This window comes from Lentzea sp. NPDC058436, from assembly GCF_042721515.1.
GTDB lineage: Bacteria > Actinomycetota > Actinomycetes > Mycobacteriales > Pseudonocardiaceae > Lentzea.
Map to the genome: position 1 here is coordinate 620,920 of NZ_JBHXLF010000002.1, position 22,795 is coordinate 643,714.

The window sequence follows — 22,795 nt, forward strand, 5'->3', positions numbered from 1 at the left end:
GTCGAGCAGCGCCGGGCACGTCTCGGTGTCCGCCACCACCTCGCCAAGCCCGCCGCCACGATCAGCGATGCCATCGCGGGCGTGGTCGCGCTGCACGCGCGCTGTACGAGGAGCGCGCGGCTCTGCGGCTGCTCGGCATGCGCCGCACGGTGTTCGTCACGGACCTGCACACCGCGGCAGTGGTGCAGCACGGCTGCTCAGGGGACGTCGCCGCGAAGCAACGACGACTGCTGGTGCGGCAATTCGCGCAGCAGGGGTACCCGGAGAACGTGCCGGAGCCGGAAAGTGGCTTACGGCAGTGGAAACGGCGACGGAAGCTGCCCTGCGGGGCCTCGGCTCCGCGACGGCACAGCAGCTGAGCGCCGCTGAGCCACGGCTGCACCAGCAACTGCAGGACGACCTGGCGCATCGTCGGTGGCTGGGCTCAGCGTGCGACCGGCGAGGTGGTGCACCGGCTGCTGGGGAGGGTGTCGGCGGAGGAACGGGAACTGGTGGACCAGCCCGCGGAACGCTGCGCGACATGGCTGGGCGGGTTCCGAGTGATACCGCGGATGCGCACCCCGCTGGAGCGTGAACTGACGGAGTGACTTCACCACGTTCTGATGTGGTCCAACGGATTGAGGAGGGCCACGACGGACACGAGGCTCGACGCTCCGGCGATCCCACGGGCGGTGGCCGCCGCCGCGTCGACGCCCGCGTCGTTCATCGCCTCGTCGAACAGCTCCATGTCGAGCAGTTCGACCTGAGCCAGGTGCGTCGCCGTGCCGGAAAGGCTCACCTCGCTGTTCGTGGGCATCCGGGTGAGCGCTTCCGAGGCGCCGCTGCCGAGTTTGAGACACTCGGCGAGGGAGATCGGGTCGATTCCCAGACGTACAGCCAGTTCGAGGATCTCGGCGATGCTCGCCTGGTTCATCATCAGCAGAGCGTTGTTGAGGAGCTTCGCCGTCTGGCCGGCGCCGTGCCCACCGAGGTGCAGGACGTGGGCGGAGTAGGTGTCGAAGATCGGTCTCGCGGTGTTGAACGTCTCCACCGGACCCCCGGCCATCGTCGTGAGGTTCCTTGCTTCGGCACCGATCCGGCCGCCGCTGACCGGGGCGTCGAGGAAGTGCAGGCCCGCCTCCGCGCACAGCTCCGCGGCACGCGCGGCGTTGCGGGGAGTGCCGGTGCCGGCGTTGACGATGATCGCTCCCGGCTTCGCCGCGCCGATGAGGTCGGTGGCGAGCAGAGCGAGAACGTCGTCGTCCGTGGGCACGTAGAGGATCACGACATCACTCGCCGCCGCCAGCGAGCGGACGTCGGGGTGCGCGGTCCTCGGGGCGTTGCCAAGCGCGGTGATGCTCGCCTGGCGTCGCGCCCAGACCTGCAGGGGGTACCCGGCCTCCGCGATGGCGGTGGCCATGGGCAGACCCTGGTCGCCCAGACCGACGAAGCCGACCGCGATCGTTGCCGCGTCCACGTGACCGGTGGTCATGGTGGTATCTCCTCTTGTGGAGCGCTTCTCAAGCGCAGACGTGATCGCCGACGATGCGGCGATACGCCCGCCAGCCGATCAGGACGGCAACGCTGAAGACCACGGCGTTGGCCATGTCGACGATCCCCAGCCCGACGATGTCGTCCATGCGGTAGAACAACACCGAGGTCGCGGTGGACAGCACCTGCGCGGCCAGGAAGATCAGGCTCGCGGCGGTGTAGCCGCTCACGCGGTGGGCGCATCGGCGCCAGCGCAGCCCCTCGTTGGTGACGAGTCCCATGATCAGACCGGCGGGCGGCAACCGCAGTGCCGAGAGCACGGCGTTGAGCGTGCTCGCCGTGAGACCGAACAGGATCTGGGAGAGGAAGAAGCCGGACGCCTCTCCCGTGCCCACCGCCAGCAGGGCCCCGACGAGCACGAACGCGAGGGCGGCGAGCGCCCGCCACGGGGCCGTCCGGCGCACGATCCGAGACACCGTGACAGCCACGCCTGCGCTCACCGCCAGTGCGACGGCGAGACCGAGGTTCCCGCTGATGCCGTACACGACGGTGTACAGCAACGCCGGTGCGACGTCCGCGGCGATCTCCGCGACGTGGGCGGCCGTGCGACGCGTCCCGCTCGACGCCGTGGTCTGCCAGTCTGGCGCTGCCTGGTTCATGGGTGCCCTTCGACGTTGTGGTCCAACGACTTTGGCGTTGAACACACGGATCGAGCGAGAGCCCTGACGAACCAGGGGAGTGACAGGACCCAGGCTGACCAGGGCGCTGCCAAGCGGACAACCCCGGTGACACGGTGCCCTTGGCCACCTCAGTCCGCTTCAACGCAGGAGACGCGGCAACACCATGACAGCAACCGTCCACAAAGTACTGCTGCACTCGTCCTACGGATACCTCCTCCTCTCCGCCGTCCTGCACTTCTTCGTGGACGTGCTGCAGCAGTACTGGAGGGGAGAGCGGCCGCCTGGAGCCGAGTCCACTTACTACTACGGTCTCCACACGGCCTACTCGTTGGGACAGGTGGCTTTCGCGGTCCTGGCCCTGATCGTCATCGGAACGGGTTCCGACTTCCTGAGCGGATTTCTCGGACAGCTGCTGAGCATCGCCCTGGTCGCCGCGTGGTTCGTGCTGTGCTTGGTGTTCTTCGAGTACTTCCCGCCCAAGCTGCACCTGATGATCGTGTCCGTCCTGCTGGTGGCCGCCGCGGTCACCTCGTTCGCGAGCAGGACGAGTGCAGGCGCTTGACCCGATGCGCTGCGAGGTGCACATGGTGCAGCGGGCCGGTGATCGCCTGAGTAGCGGTCCGGGTCACTGTCGAAAATTTAGGAACGCTCGTTCTTGACCGACCGTTCCTAAAAACACTAGGGTTGCCTCATGGGACGGCGACGGTCATTCGACGTGGACGAGGTCGTCGAGGCGGCCGCGGAGTTGTTCGCCAGTCGCAGCTACGACGGTGTCTCGATCGACGACCTGGTCAAGCGGCTCGGCGTGCACCGCAACAGCCTCTACGGCGTGTTCGGCAGCAAGCGCGGGGTGTACCTGGCGGCGTTGCGCCGGCACGTCGAGCGGGAGGTGCGTCCGCACCTCGCCAGAGCGGTGCAGCCGGAGGGTGTCCTGACGTGGGACCTGCTGCTGCTCGCCGCGGTGGATCGCGCGCCGGACGACGCCGAGGTGGCCGAGTTGGTGTCGTCGGTCTTCGCCGAGATCGACGAGGCGACTGGCGACCCGGCGGCCACCGAGGTGCTGCTGGGCCGGTGGCTGCGTCGCCGGCCCGATGCCGGGCGCCACGACGTCCCGGCCGAACAGGACGCGCCGGAAACGGTGCCTGGTGAGGGGATCTGACATGGCGGTGGTCAGCGTGCAGGGCGAGGACCTGGTGGTGGAGATGGAGGGACTGGACAAGCTGTGGGCTCTGAAGAGCCGGTTGACCATCCCTCTGGCGAACGTGCGGGGCGCCACGGTGGATCCGGGGATTCTGGGTGAGCCCAAGGGAATCCGGGCGCCGGGCACGCACGTGCCCAAGGTCATCACCGCGGGCACGTTCCACCACGAGGGCGAGAAGGTCTTCTGGGCGGTGCGCGACGCGCAGAAGGCCGTGGTCGTGGAGTTGGCCGACGAGACCTATGCCCGGCTGGTGGTCGAGGTCGACGACCCGCGCGCCGTGGTGGCGATGGTGGAGAAGGCGACGAACCGATGATCGCCCAAGCCGCGGTGGCGCTGGCGACGGTGGTGTCCACGGCGGCCGGTGCCACGGTCGCGTTACCGCCCACGACCGCCCTTGCCGCCTCAGCGGTTCACGACAGGTGGGTGCCGGCGCAGGACGAGGAGGTCTCCTTCGTCGTCGACGGCACGACCACCTACGGGACGTTGCACGTGCCGGCGCGCCGCCGTGGCGAGCGGCTGCCCGCAGCCCTGCTGCTGCCCGGTAGCGGGCCGGCCGATCGTGACGGCAACCAGCCTCCGGCCTTCACGCCGAACACCATCCGTGATCTCGCTGGCGTGCTGGCCCGCGATCGCGTGGTGACCCTGCGGTTCGACAAGTACGGGACCGGCCGCACCGGGCTGGGGGAGTGGGCTGGGCGCCCTCAGGAGATCGACTACCCGGCGTTCGTCCGGCAGGCTGCCGCCGCTCGCGACTACCTGCAGGGCCGCGGGGAGGTGGCTCCGCGCCGGGTTGCGCTCGCCGGCCACAGCGAGGGAGCGTTGACCGCGCTGGTGCTCGCCGCCGATGCTTCCCGCGAGAGGCGTGCCGCCGCGCTGATCATGTTGCAGCCCTTGGCGTTGCGGATGCTGGACGTGCTGGCGATGCAACTGCACGACCAGACAGGGCAGGCGGTCGAGTCGGGTGCCATGACCGAGGACGAGGGGCGGGCCGCGGACCGTGCGATCGATCTGGCCGTCACCGACCTGCGCGGCAACCGACCGGTCGACACCACGGGCATGCCGCCGTCACTCGCCGCGCTCTTCCAAGCGCTGGCAGGGCCGAGCCGCCGCTACATCACGTCCGTGGACGCCTACTTCCCGCCCGACGTCGCACGCAGGCTGCGGCCGATGCCCGTGCTGCTGACCTGTGGCGCGCTGGATCCCCAGGTGCCCTGCCACACCACCGACCAACTCGCCGCCGTGGTCGGCCACCGCGTGGTCCTGCCGGACGTGGGGCACGCGATGACGACCGCGGACGGCACGTTGTCACCGGTTCTGACCAGGCGGCTCACCGCCCTCTGGTGGTGACGGGCGCGGTGCCGCGGGCAGGGAGCAGAACCATGCGTTGAACGTGCCAGTACGTTCCCCAGCGAACTCGAACAGCGCAGCTGCTACGCCACAGGAATCCACTCCGTCTTCACCGTGACCTCCTCCAGCGCGTCCGGAACCGGGGTCACGCCCAACCCAGGCCCGGTCGGCACGGTGAGGTGGCCGTCGTCCAGCACGAACGGCTCGGTGACGTCCATCCGGTAGTAGCGGTCGGACGCCGACGTGTCGCCGGGCAGCGTGCAGCCGGGCAACGCCGCCAGCGCCACGTTCGCCGCCCTGCCGATGCCGGTCTCCAGCATTCCGCCGCACCACGCCGCGATGTTGTTCGCCGCGCAGACGTCGTGGATGCGCCGCGCCTCCAGGTAGCCGCCGACCCTGCCGGGCTTGATGTTGACGATCTGGCAGGCGCCTAGCCTGATCGCGTCGGCGGCGGACGACGCCGAGGTGATCGACTCGTCCAGGCAGATCGGAGTCTTGACCACCTTGGCCAGCTCGGCGTGGGCCAGCAGTTCCTCCTCGTCCAGCGGTTGTTCGATCAGCAGCAGGTCGAACGGGTCGAGTCGCGCCAGGTGCCTTGCGTCGCCGAGGGTGTAGGCGGTGTTCGCGTCTACCTGCAGCAGCACGTCGTCGCCGAAGCGCTCGCGCACTGCCCGCACGGGGGCGATGTCCCAGCCTGGCTCGATCTTCAGCTTGATCCGCACGTAGCCCTCGTCGAGGTAGCCGCCGACCGCGCTCAGCAGCTCGGGGATCGAGTCCATGATCCCGACCGACACCCCGCACGGCACGCGGTCGTGGATCGCGCCCAGCTCACGGCCGAACGACACGCCACGCGCGCGTAGTTCGGCGTCTAGCACCGCCATCTCCAGTGCTGCCTTGGCCATCCGGTGGCCGTAGAACCGCTTCAGGCGCGGTGCCACCGATATGCCGTCGACCTGTCCGGTCAGCGCGGGCACGAAGTACCGCCGCAGCACGTCCGCGCAGCCCTCCAGGTACTCCGAGGAGTACACCGGTTCGGCCATCGCGACGCACTCGCCCCAGCCGTCGCCGGAGTCCGTGACGGCCCGCAACAACAGCAGCTGCCGCACGGTCTGAGTGCCGAACGAGGTGCGAAACGGCGACCTCAGCGGCATGTCGACCCAGCGGAGCTCCACCCCGTCCAGCTTCACGAACCACTCCTCTCGACCACGTACCACCCCGACCTGTCGAACCCGGTGATGCGGGCGCCGCCGGCGAGCAGGTCGCCGAGCACCTCCCGCACGGCGTAGCGCCACTCGTTCGCCGCGGCCGGGTTCGTGGCCCGCAGCGTCTCGATGTCGGGTGGGACGGCTACCAGGACCGTGCCGCCGGAACACACCCCGCGCACCGGCAGTCCGTCCTCGGAGATCCCGAGCCCGACGACACCGGTCGCGCTCACGGTTCGCGGCCGCCCTGCGCACGCGGCGCCGACCTCCTGCGAGCCGATGCGCCAGCTGACGAGCAGGCGGTCGGTCTCGCCGCCGCCGTTGATGTCGTCGTCCATGTGACCGTAGAAGTCGGGCAGGTACTCGGTCGCTTCGGCGGCGAGCTTGCCCAGGTTGAAGTAGGCGTTGCGGCGCACCAGGGGGTCGAACGTCCAGCTGACCTCGGTGAGGCCGCGTTCGAGCGCCCACGTCCGCTGGTCGAGCTTCAGCGCGTAGCCGACGTTGCGGCCCCGCATGCCCGCCGCCACACCGGCGATGTGGCTGTGCAACGCGCCTGCGGCGGGCGGTGAGCAGAACCCGATGCACGCACCGACCAGGGTGTCGCCGTCGAACGCGCCGGCGACGTAGCTGCCGGCCTTGGTCATCGCGCGCAGCAGCTCGGCGGTGACCGGGGGAGTGCCGCCGTCGCCGGTCGGCCGCCAGATCGACTCGTACAAACGTTGTGTGGCGAGGAGTTCCGCGAACTCCGTGAGCTGGCGGACCACGACGTTCCTGGTCACCACGGTCATGTCAGCTCCCTCACGAGCGCGGCGAGCAGGTCGGTGCGCGGGACCAGCTCCGACACCAGCACGTGCTCGCTCTCGGCGTGTGCCCCTCCGCCGACGGCGCCTAGTCCGTCGAGCGTCGGAACTCCCACGCCCGCGGTGAAGTTGCCGTCGGAGGCACCACCGACGGCGGCCTGTGTGACGCCGGGCAGCAGTCGCGCGGCCAGGTCGAACAACGCGCCGGACGCGGTCAGTTCCATCGGCGGGCGGTTGGGTCCGCCGGACACCTCGACCTTCGACCCGTCGAGCGCGGGCCGCAACGCCTTGAAGTCCTCGTCCACCCTGAGCTGCTCGGCGATGGTCCGCACCCGCACGTCGACCATGAACTTGCCTTGCGCGGGAACGGTGTTCGTCGTCGTGCCGGACGAGAGGACGGTCGGCACGACGGTCGTCCCGGTGGCGGGGTCGGCCAGTTGCGCGACCGCCAGGATCTGGTGCGCTGCCTCGATCGTGGCGTTCACGCCGCGTTCGGGTTCGAGCCCGGCGTGCGACGCGCGGCCGTGCAACGTCACCTCGTACATGGACGTGCCCTTGCGCTCGGTCTTCAGCGCGCCGCCGTCCGCAGAGCCCTCGCAGACCAGGACGGCGGAGTGCTCCACGGCCTCGGTCTCGATCAGCCCGCGCGACGACGGCGAGCCGATCTCCTCGTCGCCGGTGATGAGAACCGTTGTGCCGTCAGGAGATCCCAGCGCCGCGACGGCGTGGAAGATCATCGCGACACCGGTCTTCATGTCGAAGCAGCCGGGCCCGCGCAGCACGCCGTCCTCGATGCCGAACGGGATCCGCTCCAGGGTGCCGATCGGCCACACCGTGTCGTGGTGGCCGAGCAGCAACACCTTGCGCGGCCCCGAACCCAGCCGCCACCGCAGGTGCGTGCGGCCGTCGAGCACGATCCGCTCCGGCGCGGAGCGCAGCAGCGCGGAACCCACCTCGGCGGTGACTTCGGCGCTGCGGGCGACCGCGGCCAGGTCGGTGGACGGCGACTCGCAGGACACGAGCCGTCCGATGTCGTCGATCAAGCTCATCAGGACACCTTCGGCGTGGCGCGGACACCCATGTGCACGTACTGCTCCCCGGTGGGCAGCGTGTAGAACACGAGGGACGACCAGGTCTTGTCCGTGCTCTCGCGGAAGAGGAACGTCGAGTCGTCGACCGGCACGAGCGAGACCTGCGGCGGCTTCGGGAACAGACCGGCCAGCGGACCCGTGGGCGTCACGTCCAGCACCAGCCCGTTCTCGCCCTCGGAGATGTCGAGGGTGATCGAGGCCCGCTCGTACTTCCCGGTGAACCGCGCGGTGTCGACGGACGGCGGTTCGGCCGCCGGCTCCAGCGGGCGCGGCATGGCGACGTCCGCCAGGTCGGCGAAGATCTCCCGGTACAGGTCCAGGTACAGCTCGCGGGCGCCCTCGCCGTTGGTCAGCAACGTGACCGCGAGGTCGTGCTCCGGCAGCAGGCGCAGGAACGCGGACTGCCCGATCGTGTTGCCGTCGTGGCCGATCAGCCGGTGGCCGTCCCAGTCGAACCGGATCCAGCCGACGCCCCACGAGTCGCCCAGCACGTTCTTGTCGGGCACGTCGGTCTGCTTCTCGGTCATGACGGCCGCGGACTGCTCGGACAGCACGCGCGTCCCGTCCGGCGCCAGGCCTCCCGCGAGGTGCATCCTGGCGAACTCCAGCACGTCCTCGGTGGTCGAGAAGATCGTCCCGGCCGGTCCGACCGAACGCGGGAGTGCCCACACCGGAGCCACTTCGAGCTTGCCCTCGTTCTTCACGTGGCCGACGGCGGCGCGGTGCAGCAGCGCCTCCTCCGGCAGCGTGCCGGTGCGGGTGAGCCCGAGCGGCGCGAAGAGCTTCTCCCGCATCGCGACGTCCCACGTCTTGCCGGTCAGCTTCTCGATCACCCTGCCCGCGAGCACGAAACCCGCGTTGCTGTAGGAGAAGGTGGCGCCGAGCGGGTGGTTCTGGGCCGCGTCTGCGAGCAGTTCGGTGTAGCGCTCCAGGCAGTCGTCACCGCGGCCGGTGTCGGTGAAGTTGTCGCCGTCGATGCCGCTGGTGTGCGTGAGGAGGTGCCGCATGGTCACCTTCTGGCCCACCACCGGATCAGACAGCTTCAGCTCCGGCAGCACGTCGGTGATCGGCGCGTCGAGGTCGAGCAGACCCTCGTCGACGAGCCGCATCACGACCGTCGTCGTCCACACCTTGCCGATCGAGCCGATCTGGAAGATCGTGTCGTCGGTGACCTCGACCCCGGTGGCGGTGTTCAGCACGCCGTGGTGCGCCTGGACGGTTTGTCCCTTGTAGAGGATGCCGAGCGTCGCGCCGGGCACGCCGTGCTTCGCGGCGATCGCGGAAAGCCTGCGCTGCCAGTGCTTCGCGTCGAGCGGCTTGCGGTTCTCCGCGTGCTCACGCACCCAGTCGACCACGCGGCGGTTGAAGTCCTCACGGTGCGACGGCTTGCCGGTGAGGATGAACAGGTGCGACTCGTCCGGGTACAGCACCAGTTCGGTGGGAACGCCGTTCTGGCGCAGCCCGGTGAACCACTGCTCGGCCTGACCCACGGGGCACCGGTCGTCGGACGCGCCCTGGTAGATCAACGTCGGCGTGCGGACCTCGCCGACGCGCGTCAGCGGTGACATCTCCGCGAGGTGGTCGCCGGTGCCGCCCAGTTCCTGCGCGGTCAGGTAGTGGCCGGCGTCGGACGTGCCCGCCATGCTCGTCAGGTCGCTGACCACGCCACCCGCCACGGCCGCGGCGAACCGGGAGTCGCGGCTGGTCAGGTAGCAGGTCATGTAACCGCCGTAGCTGTAGCCGGTGACCGTCAGCCTGTCCGGGTCCGCGAGACCCTCGGCGACCAGCTGGTCGAGCGGCTCCAGGAAGTCCTTCGCGTCGGCCGTGCCCCACGCGCCGAGCGCGGCCTGGTAGAACGCCTCGCCGTAGCCGTCGCTGCCGCGCGGGTTGAGCAGCAGCACCGCCCAGCCCTCCTGCGCCAGCACCTGGTGGTAGGCGTGGACCGGGTCGGCGGCGCCGTTCCACGCGTTGTGCGGGCCGCCGTGGACGTCCAGCAGCAGCGGCAGCGGACCGGTGCGCTCCGGGTCGCGGACCAGCCAGCCGTGCACGACCGTGCCGTCCGAGATCGTGAACTCGCGTTCCTCGCGCACGAACCGCGCGGCCTCGGTGTGTCCGGTGTGGACGGTGGCCTCGCCGGTGGTGAGATCGACGGTGGCGACCTCGCCGAACGACGTGGACGTGCCCAGGACGACGGCCGCGGTGTCCCCGGAGACCGAAAGTCCCGTCACCACGCGGGAGTCCCCGCCCAGCACCAGCCGCGGCTCACCCCCGTCGAGGTTCACGGCGTACAGCTGGGTGCAGCCCCGGTCGCGGGCGCAGAAGTACGCGGTGTCCCCGGACAGGACGGGCAGACTGCCGGGGTAGCCCGCCGCGCCCGGCATGACGTTGCGGTCCAGCGGCGCCGACAGGTCGCGCACCTCGCCGCCGGAGGACAGGTGCAGCAGGCTGAGGTGCCCGGACGTGGCGGTGGTCCGCCCGACGACGAGCAGGCCGTCCGGCGCCCAGGTGATCGTCCCGGCCTGGCCCTCCGCGAGCCCGGTGAGCACCGGCTCGGAGCGCCCGTCCACGTCGACGACGTGCACGCCGGCCCGGAACGTGAGGTCCGCGTCGTCGTCCCGGCCCGCCGTGAACGCGATCTTCGCGCCGTCCGGTGACCACGCGAGCGCGCCGGCGTGCCAGTCGCCGTCGGTGAGCTGCCGGACCTCACGGCTTTCGAGGTCGAGCACGTGCACGTGCGAGCGGAGGCTGCGCAGGTAGCCGGGTCCGTCGGCCTTGTACGCCAGGCGCTTCGTGACGATCGGCGCCTTGGCGTCCGCGATGTCGACGGGGGCGGTGAACGCGAGCTTCGTGCCGTCCGCGCTCCACACGGGAGCGCCGGCGCCGAGGGGGAGGGTCGTGAGCTGCTCCGGTTCGCCGTCCAGCAGCCAGATCTGCGCCGGGCCGTCCTGGGCGCGCAGGAACGCGAGCCTGCCGTCCGGCGACCATGCCGGTGACGTGTCGGCCTTGCCCCTGGTGAGCTGCTTCGCGGTGCCGTTCACCAGCCGCCAGAGCGCCCGTTCGTCGCGGTCGTTCTCGCGGTCGGTGGTGCGCAGGACGTAGACGACCTCGGAACCGTCGGGGGAGAGGGCGGGCTGCTCGGGCAGCGCGTGGCCGTACAGGTCCTCGATGGTGGTCACGATGCGGATCCCCTCAGTTCGGTTCGGAACAGGTCGAGCACGTTCTGGCCCAGGACGCGGACGATGTCGTCCTCCGGCCAGCCCTTCTTCTGCAACGCCTCGGTGACGAGCGGCAGGCCCGCCGGTCCCTCCAGCCCCGGCAGGAACCGGTCGGTCGGGACGCCCTCGATGACCTGGGTCTCGCAGCACGGCGGCGTGACGTCCTCCAGGACCTCCTTGACGAAGTCCGGGCCGAGGCCGACGTGCTCGACGCCCATGACGCCGGCGATGTGCTCTATGTGGTCGACCAGGCGGTCGATCGTGAAGTCGGACTCGTGCAGGAACGGCGCGAAGAAGTTCACGCACACCACGCCACCGGTGTCCGCGATGCCCTTCAGCTGGGCGTCGGTCAGGTTGCGGTGGTGGTCGCGCAACGCCCGTGCCGACGAGTGGGTCGCCATCACCGGACGGGTCGACAGCTCCAGCACGTGCTCCACGCCCGCCGCGCCGAGGTGGCTGACGTCGAAGATCATGCCGAGGCGTTCCATCTCGGCGTGCGCGGCGACTCCGGCCCTGGTCAGCCTGCTGCCGGTGCCGTCCTCGCCGCTGCCGTCGGCCAGCGGGGTGCGGCCGAAGTGGGCGAGGGACGCGATCCGCACACCCAGCCGGTACAGGGTCCCGAGCAGCTCCACGTCCTCACCGACGCCCGGCGCGCTCTCCAGCGCGAGCACGAGCGCGATCCGGTCGTTCGCCAGGGCGTCGTCGATGTCGGTGCCGGTGAAGCAGAGCCTGGCCTCCGGGCTAGCAGCGGCGACGCGGTGGGCCGCCTCGATCATGCGCAACGTCTGCCGCAGCGCGCCTTCCGGGCGGAACACGTCGTCGACGAACACCGGCAGCACCTGCAGGTTCACACCGCCCTGCTGCAGCTGCGGCAGCCACCGCTCGCGGAAGTGCGGCACCCAGCGCTCGACCGGGCGGTGCGCGATCGCGTCGAGCAGGTCGTTGTGGGTGTCCGCGACGACGCTGCGCCCGTGCAGATCGTCGATCATGAAGCCTCCAGCCCGGTGTGGCGTCTCGGCGCGGCCGCGAGCAGCTCGCGCGTGTACTCGTGCCGCGGATCCGCGAGCACCTGTCCTGCCGGTCCCTCCTCCACGATCCTGCCCGCCTTCATCACCGCGATGCGGTCGCTCACGTACCGCACGACCGCGAGGTTGTGCGAGATGAACAGCATGGACAGGCCGAGCTGCCGCTGCAGGTCGCGCACCAGGTTCAGCACGGCGCCCTGCACGGACACGTCGAGCGCGGACGTGATCTCGTCGGCGACGACCACCCTGGGGTTTCCCGCCAGCGCCCTGGCGAGCGCGACCCGTTGCCGCTGCCCGCCCGACAGCCTCGCCGGCAGCGAACTCGCCCGGCCGGGGTCGAGGTTCACCAGTTCGAGCAGCCGTGCGACCTCCGCCTTCTTGTTCGTGCCGCGCGGCATGGCCTCGGCGATCGAGTTGCCGATGCTCATCCTCGGGTCGAGCGACGAGTACGGGTCCTGGAAGACCATCTGGACCTTGCCGTCCGCGCGCACGTGCCCCGAGGTCGGCTTGACGAGGCCGACCGCCGTGGAGGCGAGGGTGGACTTGCCCGACCCAGACTCGCCGACCAGACCCACGACCTGACCGGCCGGAACGGTGAGGCTGACGTCGTCGACCGCCGTGTGGTGGCCGAAGCGGACGGTGACGTTCGTGAAGCTCAGCTCGCTCATCGCACACCCGCCAGTTCGCTCTCGGACTTCCAGCACGCGACCCGGTGGCCCTCGTCGAACGTCACGAGCTCGGGCTCCTCGGTCCGGCACTGGTCGTCGGCGAGCGGGCAGCGCGGCGCGAACGGGCACCCCTGCCGGATCTCACCGGGCTCGGGAGGCCGTCCGGGGATGACGGCGAGCGGCGCGTCCCTGTCCGTGTCGAGGTCGGGAACCGCCTTGAGCAACGCCGTCGTGTACGGGTGCCGCGCGGCCGTGAACAGCTCGTCGGTCGGCACCTCCTCGACGATCCGGCCCGCGTACATCACCAGCACGCGGTCGCAGGTCTGCGCGACGACGGTGATGTCGTGGCTGATCAGCAACACGGCCGCGTCCCGGTCCTCGCGGATCCGCGCGAGGAGCCTGAGAACCTCCTTCTGCACGGTCACGTCGAGCGCGGTCGTGGGTTCGTCGGCGATCACCAGCTGCGGTTCGCCCATCAGCCCCATCGCGATCATCGCCCGCTGCCGCATGCCGCCGGAGAACTCGTGCGGGTACTGCTTGGCCCGCCGCTCGGCCTCCGGGATCCGCACGGCCTTGAGCCGGTCGATCGCCTTGTCCAGCGCGGCTTTGCGGGTGAGGCCCTGGTGCACCTCGGACACCTCGGCGAGCTGGCCGCCGATGCGGCGCGTGGGGTTGAAGGACGTCATCGGGTCCTGGAACACCATCGCCATCCGCGTGCCGAGCTCGCGGTCCGGGGTCTTCTGCACGGGCTTGCCGTTGAACTCCAGCCGGTCCGCCGTGACTCGGCCGGGGTGCTCGACGAGCCGGGACACGGCCAGCGCGGTGAGGCTCTTGCCGGAACCCGACTCGCCGACCACGCCGATCATCTCTCCGTTGTGGACGGTGAACGACACCCCGCGCACGGGCCTGATGTCGCCGGGGAACGTCACGTGCAGGTTCCGGACGGTCAGCAGCCCGCCCTCTGACCGGTCGTCTACGGGCTCGTGCGGCTTGGTCGCGGCGCCTCGCCGCTGGTCGCGGTGCACCGACGCGGCGGCCTCGCCGAACAGGTTGAACGCGAGCCCCGCGAGCACGACGGCGATCGCCGGCCCCAGTGCGGGAGCCGGGGTGATGTAGATGCGGTTGAGGCCCTCGCCGAGCAGCCGTCCCCAGTCGTAGGAGGGGGCCTGCACGCCGATCCCGAGGAACGACAGCCCGGCGAACGCCGTGAGCGCCGACCCCGCCGCGAGAGTGGCGTTGATGACGAGCGGTTCGGCGATGTTGGGCAGCACGTGCCGCGTCAGCAGCCGGAACCGGCCCACCCCGCACACCCGCGCCGCCTTGATGAAGTCACGGCCGCTGATGGAGGCCGTGAGGGTCTGGGTGAGGCGGGCGAACGACGGCGTGATCGCGAACGCGATGGCGAGCACCGCGCCGATCGTGCCGGTGCCGAAGATGACCGCGAAGAACAACGCCAGCAACAGTCCGGGGAACGCCACCGCGATGTTCACCGCCGACGTCACGATCCGTGCCGCCCACCTCGGGAGCACGGACGGGATTGAGCCCAGGACCAGACCGAGGCCCACGCCGATGACCGTGGCCAGCAAGGCGAGGCCGATCGTGAGCCGGGTGGCCACCAGGACGCGGTAGAAGATGTCGCGGCCCAGCTGGTCGGTGCCCAGCAGGTGGTCCGCGGACGGGCCCTGCTGGAGGGAGTCGGTGTCGATGGCGGCGGCGCGGTCGCCCCAGAGGATCGGGGCGAAGATCGCGAGGGCGATGAGGACGAGGAGGAGGACGGCGGACGAGGCGCCGACGGGGGAGCGGAGCACTGCCAGGCGGCGCATCACGCCTCCCTGATCGTCGAACGCGTCGGGCCGGACGTGCGGAGGGGTCGCATCACGCCTCCCTGATCGTCGAACGCGGATCCAGCATCCCCAGCACCACGTCCACCACCAGGTTCACCACCAGCACCCCGGCCCCGTACACGAGCACGATGCCCTGCACCGCCGGGTAGTCCTTCTGCTGGATCGAGCCGACGATCGTCGACCCGAGGCCCGGCCACGCGAACACGTTCTCCACCAGCACGGTCCCCGCCACCAGGCCCGCGAGCATCATGCCGCCCAGCGTGAGGGTCGCGGTGACGGCGTTGGGCAGCGCGTGCCGCAGGTACACCAGCCGTGGCGGCAGGCGCTTGGCCCGTGCGGTGCGCACGAAGTCGTTGCCCAGCACGGCGAGCAGCTCCACCCGCACGATCCGGGCGAGCACCGCGGCCGGCCCGATCGCCAGCGCCAGCACCGGCAGCACCCACGAGCCGGGGGCGTCGTTGCCCGCGACCGGGAACAGGTTGAGCTGCACCGCGAGAAGACTCACGAGGCCGACCGCGAGCAGGAACTCCGGGATCGCCGCCAGGACCACGCTGCCCGAGGTGAACGCGAGTTCGCCACCGCGGCGGCGGCCGCCCTTCGTCAGGACTGCCATCAGCACGCCCACCGGCACGGCCACGACGACCACGACGAGGAACGCGAGCACCGCCAGCTGCACGGTCGCGGGCAGCCGGTCGCCGATGAGGGAGGCGACCGGGGTTCCGCTGATCAGCGAGGTGCCGAACTCGCCGCGGAACAAGCCGCTGACGTAGTGCCAGTACTGCACGAGCAGCGGGTCGTCGAGGCCGAGCGCGGCGCGGCGGGCGGCGACGACGTCCGGTGGGGCGGTCAGGCCCAGTGACTCGCGGACCGGGTCGCCGGGGATCAGGTGGATCATCAGGAACGCGGCGGTCACCAGCACCCACAGCGAGGTGAGGAACCGGACCGCGCGCCGCCGGGCGAAGGACAGCCACGTGCTGCCCCGCACCCGTTCCAGCGTGGTCATGAGGCGAGCATCCTGATCGAGGTCGGGTCGAGGCTGTCGCTCAGCGTTGCCTTGGCGCCCTTGAGGAACGTGGGCACGACGGCGTCGAAGTACGGCACGAAGCTGAGGTCCTTGACGAGCGCGGACTCGGCCTTGTTCCAGTTCTCGCAGCCCTCCGCGCCTGCCTTGGACGCGGCCAGCTTCGACTCCGACTCGAACTCCGCGTTCTTGACGTGCCCGAAGTTCACGCCCTCCGGAGGCACCGGGCCCGACGCGAACGACACCAGCTGGCTCGGCAGCGACAGCGTCAGCGGGATCATCGACACGTCCCACGCGCCCGTGCCGAACAGCGTCTGGTTGATGCCGGCGGCGTCGACCGGGGCGATCTCGACCTTCACGCCGATCCCCTGCCACGCCTGCTGGATCAGCTCGGCGGTCGAGGTGAGCGTGGGGCCGGCGACGGTGGGCTGCAACAACTTCACCGCCAGCGGCTGACCGTCCTTGGCCCGCGTGCCGTCCGCTCCCGCGCGCCAGCCCGCCGCGTCCAGCGCGCTCGCCGCGGCCGCCTTGTCGAACTTCGGCAGGTTCGGGCCGACGTTGTCCCCGGTGCACGGCCGGGGTTCGACCGTCACCAGCGTCTTCGACGGCCTGCCCCTGCCGCTCGTGAGCACCTTGCCGACCTGCGCGAGGTCGAGGCCCTGCACGAGCGCACGGCGCACCGCCAGGTCCTGGCCGGGCCGTCCGGGGGCCTGGTTGAACGTCAGCGTGCCGAGCGGGGTGGCGCCGTCGACGTGGTCGAGCTTCTGCGCCGTCAGGCGTTCCTGGTCGGGGCCCGCGACCGTGGCGGCGGTGAGCTGGCCCTGCAGCAGCAGGTTCACGGCGGTGGTCTCGTTCGCGATCACCCGGATCACGACCTTGTCCGGCAAACCCTGCTGGTCGGTCTGCCAGTCGCCGGGACCCCACGCGAAGTCCTTGCGCCGCTCCAGCGTGTAGTGGTCGTTCGGGACGATCTCGGAGACCTTGAACATGCCCGTGCCCTGCTCGCCCTTGACGAGCAACGAGCGGTCGGCGAGGCCCTTGGCGCACACGATCGGCAGCGTGCCGACGTTGGTCAGCAGGAACGCGTCCGGGGCACCGCTCTTCACGGTGACGGTGCGGGTCGCCTCGTCCGCCGTGGCCGTGGTGCCGGGCGGGACCTGGATGCCCGCGAGCGGCGACTTGTTCGCAGGGTCGCCGACGAACGTGATGTTCGCGGCGACGTCCGCGGCCGTCAGCGGGGAGCCGTCGGCGCACGTGATGCCCTGGCGCAGCGTGAAGGTCGCGGAGGTGACGGTGGCGTCCCACTTCTCGGCGAGACCGGAGACGATCTGGCCGTCCGAGGTGCGCTCGATCAGCCTGCCGTAGAGGAACCGGCCGACCTGCCGCGCCACCGACAGGACCGTCAGCGCCGGGTCGAGCGAGCCAGGATCGGCGCCGACCGACATCGTGAACGTCTTGCCCTCGGCGAGGTTCTGGTTGCCGGTCGTACCGGCTGTGCCGCACCCGGCCACAACAACTACGGCCGCGAGCACGGCCACCGCGCGCTTCATGAGGTCCTCCGGAGGTGGTCGACGGCGAGGCGTCCCGCGCGTCCGATCACCGCGTCGGCGGCGGGGTCGCGCTGGGCGAGGGACGGGGAGCGGGTGAAGACGGCGACGGCGTACGAACGGCCGTCGGGGTAGGCGACGACGCCGGCCTCGTTGCGCACGGTCGGCAGGGTGCCGGTCTTGGCCGCCACCTGGACGTCGGAGGGGAAACCGGAGCTGAGCCGGTGCGGCCAGACCTGCTGGGCCATGATCGCCCTGACCTCCGCGCACGCCTCGGGTGCGGCGGCGCGGTCGGTCCAGATGGCGTCGAGCAACGTGGTGATCTCCCTCGGCGTCGAGGAAGTGGTGCGCTCGGGGTCCACGATGGACAGCTTCGGGACCAGTTCCGGGTCCTGGAGGGCGTTCTCGACGTCCTCGGTGCCCAGGTCCGCGACCACCGAGGCGAAGAGGTCCTCGCAGCAGCCCAGGATCCGGGTGCGTTCCAGACCGGCCCGGGCGAGCACTCCGTCGACCGCGGCCTGGCCGACGCGGTGGAAGACGACGTCCGTCGCGGCGTTGTCGCTCATCGTCATCATGAACAGCGCCAGGTCGCGCCAGCTCATCTCGACGTCGTCGGCACACCCCGCGGTGCCGATGCCGCCGATGCGGTAGCGGGACGTGACGCGCGTCCGTTCGGTCTCGTCGAGCCTGCCCGCCGCGACCTCGGCCGCGTACGCGACGGCGACCGGGATCTTGAACACCGACGCCAGCACCACCTGGTCGTCCGCGCCGTGGCAGAACTCCCGCCCGTCCGCCCCGATCTCGCGGGCGTGGACGAAGCCCTCCACGCCCGCCTCGGCGAAGGCCTCCGCGATCACGGGCTCACCCGGCGGTCCGCGCGGCCGGTGTGCAGGAACAACGCCCGCCCGTCGCCGTCGTCACCGACGAACGCGTGCGGCATGTGGATGCCGTGCACCGGTTCCGCCGCGACGAGCGTGTCGCCGCGCCACGGCACCAGCTCGGTCCTGCCCGCCGACTCCGGGCTCAGCTCGGCCATGATCCCCTTCGGCACGAGCTCCATCCAGATCCGGCCGTCCTCGTCCTGCGTGACGACGCGCTCGCCGACCGACGAGACGTACACGCCGGTGAAGCGCTTGCCGTCCAGGGACGCGGGCTCGGCGGCGGGTTCGGGCATCGCGGGCAGTTCGACGCCGGTGAGCTCGCGCAGCACGTGCCGGAAGACGGCCTCGTACAGGTCGATCGTCTTGCCGCCGTTGGTCAGCAACGCGATCGCCACGCCGTGCTCGGGAACGAGGCGCAGGAAGGCGTTCTGGCCGATCGTGCCGCCGTCGTGGCCGATGACCGTCGCTTGTGGATAGTGGAACATCTCCCAGCCCAGGCCCCAGGAGTCGCCCATCAACGCCAGGTCCGGCACCTTCACCTGGACCTGCCGCATGGCCGCGGCACTGGCCGACGACAGCACGTCCGCGCCGTCGTTCAGGTGCGTCCGGGCGAACTTCAGCAGGTCGCGGGCGCTCATCGCGAGCACGGACCCGGCAGGGGCGTTGGACCGGACGAGCGCCCACACCGGCGCCACCTGCGGCCCGGCCTCCTCGTCGTGCGTGAGGTGCCCGACCGCGGCCCGGTGCATGATCGCCTCGTAGGCGTCCGCGGCGGCGTGCGTCAGGCCGAGCGGCGCGAACAGGTGCTCGCGCAGGCAGTCGTCGTACGACTTGCCGCGCATGACCTCCACGATCCGGCCGAGCACGACGTAACCCGCGTTGTTGTAGCTGAACATCTCGCCGGGAGCGAAGAGCTGGGGCGTGTCGTGCAGCGTGGCGACGTACTTCTCCACGCAGTCGTCACCGCGGCCGGTGTCGGTGAAGAGGTCGCCCTCGAAGCCCGCCGTGTGGTTCATCAACTGCCGCACGGTGATCCGCGTGGCGGCGTCCTCGTCGGCGATCCTGAAGTCGGGCAGGTAGTCCCGCACGGGCGCGTCGAGGTCCAGCAGGTCCTCGTCGACGAGCTGCATCGCGAGGGTCGTCGTCCAGACCTTCGTGATCGACCCGATCTGGAACACCGAGTCGGTCGTCGTCTCGACGCCGGTGTTCTTGTTGAGCACGCCGGCAGCGGCCTCGGCCACGTCGTCGCCGACGGTCACGGCCACCGCCGCCCCCGGCACGCCGTGCTCGGCGGCCAGTCGCGGCAGGTTCTCCCGCAGCCACTCGTTGATCTCGCTGAGCTTGGACATTCGCGCCCCATCCAGGTCGACGTGACTCCGGTCACCGGCAACGCTAGGTTCGACGCCCTCGGCTGCTCTTCGTCGCGGCCGACGAATCTGGCTCCCCGGATCTGTCCACGCGGACGAACCCGTCAGGAGGTAGAGCCTGCTCCACCCCGTTCCAGGCAGCCTGCGTGATCGATCCGCGCGGCTCCCGAAATTACGTTCTTGCTCAGAAGTCGTTGCGAGCCAAGGAGAACGTGATGAGGGCAGACGCGCTGTCGCTGCAGGCGGTGCGGAAGGTGTACGGCTCAGGGGGCGGCGCCGTCACCGCGCTGGACGAGGTCACCGTCGCCATCCGGCGGGGCACGTTCACCGCCGTGATGGGGCCGTCCGGCTCGGGCAAGAGCACCTTCCTGCACTGCGCGTCGGGCATGGACCGGCCGACGTCCGGCCGCGTGCTGCTCGGCGACACCGACCTCGGCGGCCTGAAGGAGACCGCGCTGACGCAGGTGCGGCGCGACCGGATCGGGTTCGTCTTCCAGGCCTACAACCTGCTGCCGTCGCTGACCGTCGAGCAGAACATCACCCTGCCGCTGCGCCTCGCCGGACGTGCGGCGGACCAGGCGTGGCTGCGCGAGATCGTCGGCAGGGTCGGCCTCGACGGACGCCTCGACCGGCTGCCCGCCGAACTGTCCGGCGGCCAGCAGCAGCGCGTCGCGATCGCCCGCGCACTGGTGGCGAGGCCCGAGGTGGTGCTGGCCGACGAACCGACCGGCGCGCTCGACTCCCGCACCGCGCACCAGGTCCTCGGGCTGCTGCGGTCCATCGTGGACGAGATGGGGCAAACGGTCCTGATGGTCACGCACGACCCGGTGGCCGCCTCGGCCGCGCACAGCGTGCTGTTCCTGGCCGACGGACGGCTGGCCGGCGAGCTGGCGGGGCCGACGCCCGAGAAGGTCGCCGAACGCATGACGCACCTCGGGGAGTGGTGAGCGTGCTGACCCTCGCCTGGCAGACCGTCAAGGCCCGCACCGGCGGGTTCATCGGGGCGTTCGTCGCGATCCTGTGCGGCACCGCGATCGTCGCGGCCTGCGGGATCCTGATGGAGTCCGGCCTGCGCGGCGGCGTGCCGACCGAGCGCTACGCGGCCGCCGACGTCGTGGTCACCGCGGACCGGATCGTGCGGCCGCCGAGTGCGGACGTCCTGGCGTTCGAGCACGCCGCCGAACAGCCTTCCCTGCCCGCTTCCCTCGTCGCCAAGATCGCGGCGGTGCCGGGTGCGCGGGCCGTCGCCGAGCAGACCTTCCCCGCCGTCGTGGTGGGGCCGGACGGGCAGCCGCTCGCCGGCAGGCCGTCGTTCGGCCACAACTGGGACTCCGCCGTGCTGGCGCCGTTCACCCTGAAGCAGGGGAGCGCGCCGAAGGACGGCGAGGTGGTGCTGGACGCGGCGCTCGCCGCCGAGGCCGGGGTCGCGGTGGGCGGCGAGGTCCGCGTCATGGTGCGCTCGGCCCCGGTGACCTACCGGGTGGCGGGAGTCGCCGAGGACTCCGGTTCCGCACGTCAGGCGTCGCTCTTCTTCAGCGAGGCCGTGGCGACCGAGCTGGCAGGACGTCCTGACCGCGTGAGCGCCATCGGCGTGCTGGGCGCCGACGCCGGGCGCGTCGAGGCCGCCCTCTCCGGGGACCACGTCACGGTCTCGTCCGGCGCCGACCGCAGCGCCGCCGAGTTCGACGACGTCAGCCAGACGAAGTCGATCCTCGCGATCCTGGCCGGCTCGTTCGGCGGGTACGCGGTCCTGGTCGCGATCTTCGTCGTGGCCAGCACCCTCGCACTGGCCGTCGAGCAACGCCGCCGCGAGTTCGCCCTGCTGCGGGCCGTGGGCGCGACGCCGCGACAGGTCCGCAGGCTGATCGGCGTTGAGACGACCGTCGTCTCGGTGGTCGCCGGTGTGCTGGGCAGCCTGCTAGGCATCCTGGTCGCCCAGGGGCTGCGCGCCGCGTTCGCGCGGATCGGCGTGGTGCCGGACGACTTCGCGCTCTCGATCGGCCCGATTCCGCTGGCCGCGGCGTTGCTGATCGGGGTCGGCGCGGCACGGGTGGCGGCGTGGAGCGCGTCCCGCCGGCCGTCGTCGATCAACCCCGTCGAGGCGCTGGGCGAGGCCGCCGTGCAGAAGCGGGACGTCGGCAGGGTCCGGCTGACGATCGGCTGGGCGCTGGTCGCGCTCGGCCTCGGCGCCACCGCGGTGCCGTTGTTCCTCGGCGGCCAGCTCGGCGCGGCGATGTCGGTGATGGCGGCGCTCGTGCTGATCATCGGCCTGACGCTGACCGGGCCGAGGGTGGTCGGCGCAGCGGTCAGGGTGATCGCGCCGGTGCTGGCCAGGTCGTCCGGGGTGAGCGGCTACCTTGCCTCGGCGAACGTGCTGAAGAACTCGCGCAGGCTCGCCGCGGCCGTGACGCCGTTGATGCTCGCCATCGGGTTCGCGGTGGTGAACTTCTACAGCCAGACGACGCTGACGGCCGCCGTGCAGCAGCAGACCGAGCGGTCGATCACCGCCGACCACGTGATCACCGGTGTCACGGGCGTGCCGGCCGAGGTCGCCGGGAAGATCTCCGGAGGCACGGCCACGTCGCTGGTGCGCACCCAGGTGATCACCGCGAGCACGACCGGCGACAGCGTCGACGTGCAGAGCCGTCCCGCCAACGGCCTCGACCCCACGGCGAGCGGCATGGTCGACCTCGGTGTCGTGTCGGGCAGCATCAACGACCTCCGGCCGGGCACCGTGGCGTTGAGCGACGGGCACGCGTCCTGGGAGGGCAAGAAGGTCGGGGACGACGTCGAGTTCTGGTTCGCCGACGGTCAGCAGGCGAAGCTGAAGGTCGTCGCCACCTACGAGCACGACCTCGCGTTCGGCGACTACGTGCTGTCCGCCGCCGACGCCCGCGCTCACACCAACGCGGGCATGGACAGCGCTGTGCTCGTCAAGGGCTCCGACGCCACCGCGCTCCAGGCCCTGACCAGCACTTATCCGGGTCTGCAGGTCACCACCGGGGTGGCGGCGCAGGACCGGAGCGCCGAGCGCACCCAGTTCCTGCTCAACCTGGTCGCGGTCGGCGTCATCCTCGGCTACGTCGCGATCTCGGTGTCGAACACGCTCGTCATGTCGACGGCCGCGCGGCGCCGCGAGTTCGCCCTGCTGCGCCTGGTCGGCACCGGACGCCGGCAGGTAGTGCGGATGATGCGGGCCGAGGCGCTGCTCACGGTCGGTCTGGCCGCGGTGCTGGGCTCACTGGTCGCGGCGGTGCCGCTGGGCGTGCTCGCGCTCGGCTTGACCGGGACGCCGGTGCCCGCCGGTCCGGTCTGGGTCTACCTGGGAGCGCTCGCCGGGGCCGCGCTGCTCGGCCTGGTGTCGGTCGCGGTGTCCACGAGGGTGTCGTTGCGCGCGAAGCCGATCGACACCATCGGCCTGCGCGAGTGACGCGCC

At 71.0% G+C, this 22,795-nt stretch carries 18 protein-coding genes and 1 pseudogene; 6 read left to right on the forward strand and 13 right to left on the reverse strand.

Annotation, left to right across the window (positions count from 1 at the left end):
• Window positions 1–589 precede the first annotated feature (589 nt).
• Complete coding sequence (locus tag ACFWN2_RS10395; RefSeq protein WP_382426452.1) at window positions 590–1,471, reverse strand: NAD(P)-dependent oxidoreductase; 882 nt, start codon at window positions 1,469–1,471, stop codon at window positions 590–592.
• A 28-nt stretch (window positions 1,472–1,499) separates the two neighbouring features.
• Window positions 1,500–2,129: a DUF3159 domain-containing protein gene (locus ACFWN2_RS10400; RefSeq protein WP_382426453.1), complete on the reverse strand. Its 630-nt coding sequence runs from the start codon at window positions 2,127–2,129 to the stop codon at window positions 1,500–1,502.
• Between the two features lie 184 nt (window positions 2,130–2,313).
• Here ACFWN2_RS10400 and ACFWN2_RS10405 point away from each other — a divergent pair, with 184 nt between their 5' ends.
• The 4 genes from ACFWN2_RS10405 to ACFWN2_RS10420 all read left to right on the forward strand — a co-directional run bounded on the left by ACFWN2_RS10405 (window position 2,314) and on the right by ACFWN2_RS10420 (window position 4,698).
• Window positions 2,314–2,712: a hypothetical protein gene (locus ACFWN2_RS10405; protein WP_382426454.1), complete on the forward strand. Its 399-nt coding sequence runs from the start codon at window positions 2,314–2,316 to the stop codon at window positions 2,710–2,712.
• Between the two features lie 129 nt (window positions 2,713–2,841).
• Entirely contained in the window at window positions 2,842–3,309 is a 468-nt protein-coding gene (locus tag ACFWN2_RS10410; protein ID WP_382426455.1) for a TetR/AcrR family transcriptional regulator, read from the forward strand.
• Between the two features lies 1 nt (window position 3,310).
• Complete coding sequence (locus tag ACFWN2_RS10415) at window positions 3,311–3,664, forward strand: hypothetical protein (protein WP_382426456.1); 354 nt, start codon at window positions 3,311–3,313, stop codon at window positions 3,662–3,664.
• Window positions 3,661–4,698 (forward strand): alpha/beta hydrolase family protein, encoded by a 1,038-nt coding sequence (locus tag ACFWN2_RS10420; RefSeq protein WP_382426457.1) that lies wholly within the window; start codon window positions 3,661–3,663, stop codon window positions 4,696–4,698. The genes ACFWN2_RS10415 and ACFWN2_RS10420 overlap by 4 nt, the downstream gene beginning before the upstream one ends.
• 83 nt (window positions 4,699–4,781) lie before the next feature.
• Here ACFWN2_RS10420 and menC read toward each other — a convergent pair whose 3' ends face one another.
• From menC to ACFWN2_RS10475, 11 genes and pseudogenes are all read right to left on the reverse strand, one after another.
• Window positions 4,782–5,885, reverse strand: a complete 1,104-nt coding sequence (gene menC / locus ACFWN2_RS10425) for an o-succinylbenzoate synthase (RefSeq protein WP_382426459.1) — start codon at window positions 5,883–5,885, stop codon at window positions 4,782–4,784.
• Window positions 5,882–6,688, reverse strand: a complete 807-nt coding sequence (locus ACFWN2_RS10430; protein ID WP_382426460.1) for a GNAT family N-acetyltransferase — start codon at window positions 6,686–6,688, stop codon at window positions 5,882–5,884. Before ACFWN2_RS10430 ends, menC begins: the two co-directional genes overlap by 4 nt.
• Window positions 6,685–7,749 carry a M20 family metallopeptidase gene (locus tag ACFWN2_RS10435; RefSeq protein ID WP_382426462.1) on the reverse strand — a complete coding sequence of 355 codons (1,065 nt, stop codon included), beginning with the start codon at window positions 7,747–7,749 and terminating at the stop codon, window positions 6,685–6,687. Before ACFWN2_RS10435 ends, ACFWN2_RS10430 begins: the two co-directional genes overlap by 4 nt.
• A complete protein-coding gene (locus ACFWN2_RS10440; protein ID WP_382426464.1) occupies window positions 7,749–10,967 on the reverse strand; it encodes a serine hydrolase in 3,219 nt (1,072 codons plus the stop codon). The genes ACFWN2_RS10435 and ACFWN2_RS10440 overlap by 1 nt, the downstream gene beginning before the upstream one ends.
• Window positions 10,964–11,995, reverse strand: a complete 1,032-nt coding sequence (locus ACFWN2_RS10445) for a dipeptidase (protein ID WP_382426466.1) — start codon at window positions 11,993–11,995, stop codon at window positions 10,964–10,966. Before ACFWN2_RS10445 ends, ACFWN2_RS10440 begins: the two co-directional genes overlap by 4 nt.
• A gap of 8 nt (window positions 11,996–12,003) precedes the next feature.
• Window positions 12,004–12,699 (reverse strand): annotated as a pseudogene (locus tag ACFWN2_RS10450) (ABC transporter ATP-binding protein); the annotation flags it as partial.
• Window positions 12,696–14,522 carry a dipeptide/oligopeptide/nickel ABC transporter permease/ATP-binding protein gene (locus tag ACFWN2_RS10455; protein WP_382426467.1) on the reverse strand — a complete coding sequence of 609 codons (1,827 nt, stop codon included), beginning with the start codon at window positions 14,520–14,522 and terminating at the stop codon, window positions 12,696–12,698. The pseudogene ACFWN2_RS10450 and the gene ACFWN2_RS10455, both read right to left, overlap by 4 nt.
• Before the next feature lie 52 nt (window positions 14,523–14,574).
• The gene (locus tag ACFWN2_RS10460) at window positions 14,575–15,546 is read right to left on the reverse strand and encodes an ABC transporter permease (protein ID WP_382426468.1); all 972 of its coding nucleotides are present in this window, start codon (window positions 15,544–15,546) and stop codon (window positions 14,575–14,577) included.
• Entirely contained in the window at window positions 15,543–17,114 is a 1,572-nt protein-coding gene (locus ACFWN2_RS10465) for an ABC transporter substrate-binding protein (RefSeq protein WP_382426469.1), read from the reverse strand. Before ACFWN2_RS10465 ends, ACFWN2_RS10460 begins: the two co-directional genes overlap by 4 nt.
• Window positions 17,111–17,968, reverse strand: a complete 858-nt coding sequence (locus ACFWN2_RS10470; RefSeq protein ID WP_382426471.1) for a serine hydrolase — start codon at window positions 17,966–17,968, stop codon at window positions 17,111–17,113. The genes ACFWN2_RS10465 and ACFWN2_RS10470 overlap by 4 nt, the downstream gene beginning before the upstream one ends.
• Window positions 17,965–19,341, reverse strand: coding sequence for a serine hydrolase domain-containing protein (locus ACFWN2_RS10475; RefSeq protein ID WP_382426473.1), 1,377 nt, complete (start codon window positions 19,339–19,341; stop codon window positions 17,965–17,967). The genes ACFWN2_RS10470 and ACFWN2_RS10475 overlap by 4 nt, the downstream gene beginning before the upstream one ends.
• A 233-nt stretch (window positions 19,342–19,574) precedes the next feature.
• Here ACFWN2_RS10475 and ACFWN2_RS10480 point away from each other — a divergent pair, with 233 nt between their 5' ends.
• Both ACFWN2_RS10480 and ACFWN2_RS10485 read left to right on the forward strand, forming a co-directional pair.
• A complete protein-coding gene (locus ACFWN2_RS10480) occupies window positions 19,575–20,306 on the forward strand; it encodes an ABC transporter ATP-binding protein (RefSeq protein WP_382426474.1) in 732 nt (243 codons plus the stop codon).
• The gene (locus tag ACFWN2_RS10485) at window positions 20,303–22,789 is read left to right on the forward strand and encodes an FtsX-like permease family protein (RefSeq protein WP_382426475.1); all 2,487 of its coding nucleotides are present in this window, start codon (window positions 20,303–20,305) and stop codon (window positions 22,787–22,789) included. The genes ACFWN2_RS10480 and ACFWN2_RS10485 overlap by 4 nt, the downstream gene beginning before the upstream one ends.
• Window positions 22,790–22,795 lie beyond the last annotated feature (6 nt).

Coding starts and splice junctions, on each gene's coding strand:
- ACFWN2_RS10475 (WP_382426473.1), bottom strand. CDS start 19,341: ATGTCCAAGCTCAGCGAGATCAACGAGTGGCTGCGGGAGAACCTGCCG.
- ACFWN2_RS10405 (WP_382426454.1), top strand. CDS start 2,314: ATGACAGCAACCGTCCACAAAGTACTGCTGCACTCGTCCTACGGATAC.
- ACFWN2_RS10455 (WP_382426467.1), bottom strand. CDS start 14,522: ATGCGCCGCCTGGCAGTGCTCCGCTCCCCCGTCGGCGCCTCGTCCGCC.
- ACFWN2_RS10435 (WP_382426462.1), bottom strand. CDS start 7,749: ATGAGCTTGATCGACGACATCGGACGGCTCGTGTCCTGCGAGTCGCCG.
- ACFWN2_RS10395 (WP_382426452.1), bottom strand. CDS start 1,471: ATGACCACCGGTCACGTGGACGCGGCAACGATCGCGGTCGGCTTCGTC.
- ACFWN2_RS10430 (WP_382426460.1), bottom strand. CDS start 6,688: ATGACCGTGGTGACCAGGAACGTCGTGGTCCGCCAGCTCACGGAGTTC.
- ACFWN2_RS10445 (WP_382426466.1), bottom strand. CDS start 11,995: ATGATCGACGATCTGCACGGGCGCAGCGTCGTCGCGGACACCCACAAC.
- ACFWN2_RS10465 (WP_382426469.1), bottom strand. CDS start 17,114: ATGAAGCGCGCGGTGGCCGTGCTCGCGGCCGTAGTTGTTGTGGCCGGG.
- ACFWN2_RS10410 (WP_382426455.1), top strand. CDS start 2,842: ATGGGACGGCGACGGTCATTCGACGTGGACGAGGTCGTCGAGGCGGCC.
- ACFWN2_RS10400 (WP_382426453.1), bottom strand. CDS start 2,129: ATGAACCAGGCAGCGCCAGACTGGCAGACCACGGCGTCGAGCGGGACG.
- ACFWN2_RS10460 (WP_382426468.1), bottom strand. CDS start 15,546: ATGACCACGCTGGAACGGGTGCGGGGCAGCACGTGGCTGTCCTTCGCC.
- ACFWN2_RS10480 (WP_382426474.1), top strand. CDS start 19,575: ATGAGGGCAGACGCGCTGTCGCTGCAGGCGGTGCGGAAGGTGTACGGC.
- ACFWN2_RS10415 (WP_382426456.1), top strand. CDS start 3,311: ATGGCGGTGGTCAGCGTGCAGGGCGAGGACCTGGTGGTGGAGATGGAG.
- ACFWN2_RS10420 (WP_382426457.1), top strand. CDS start 3,661: ATGATCGCCCAAGCCGCGGTGGCGCTGGCGACGGTGGTGTCCACGGCG.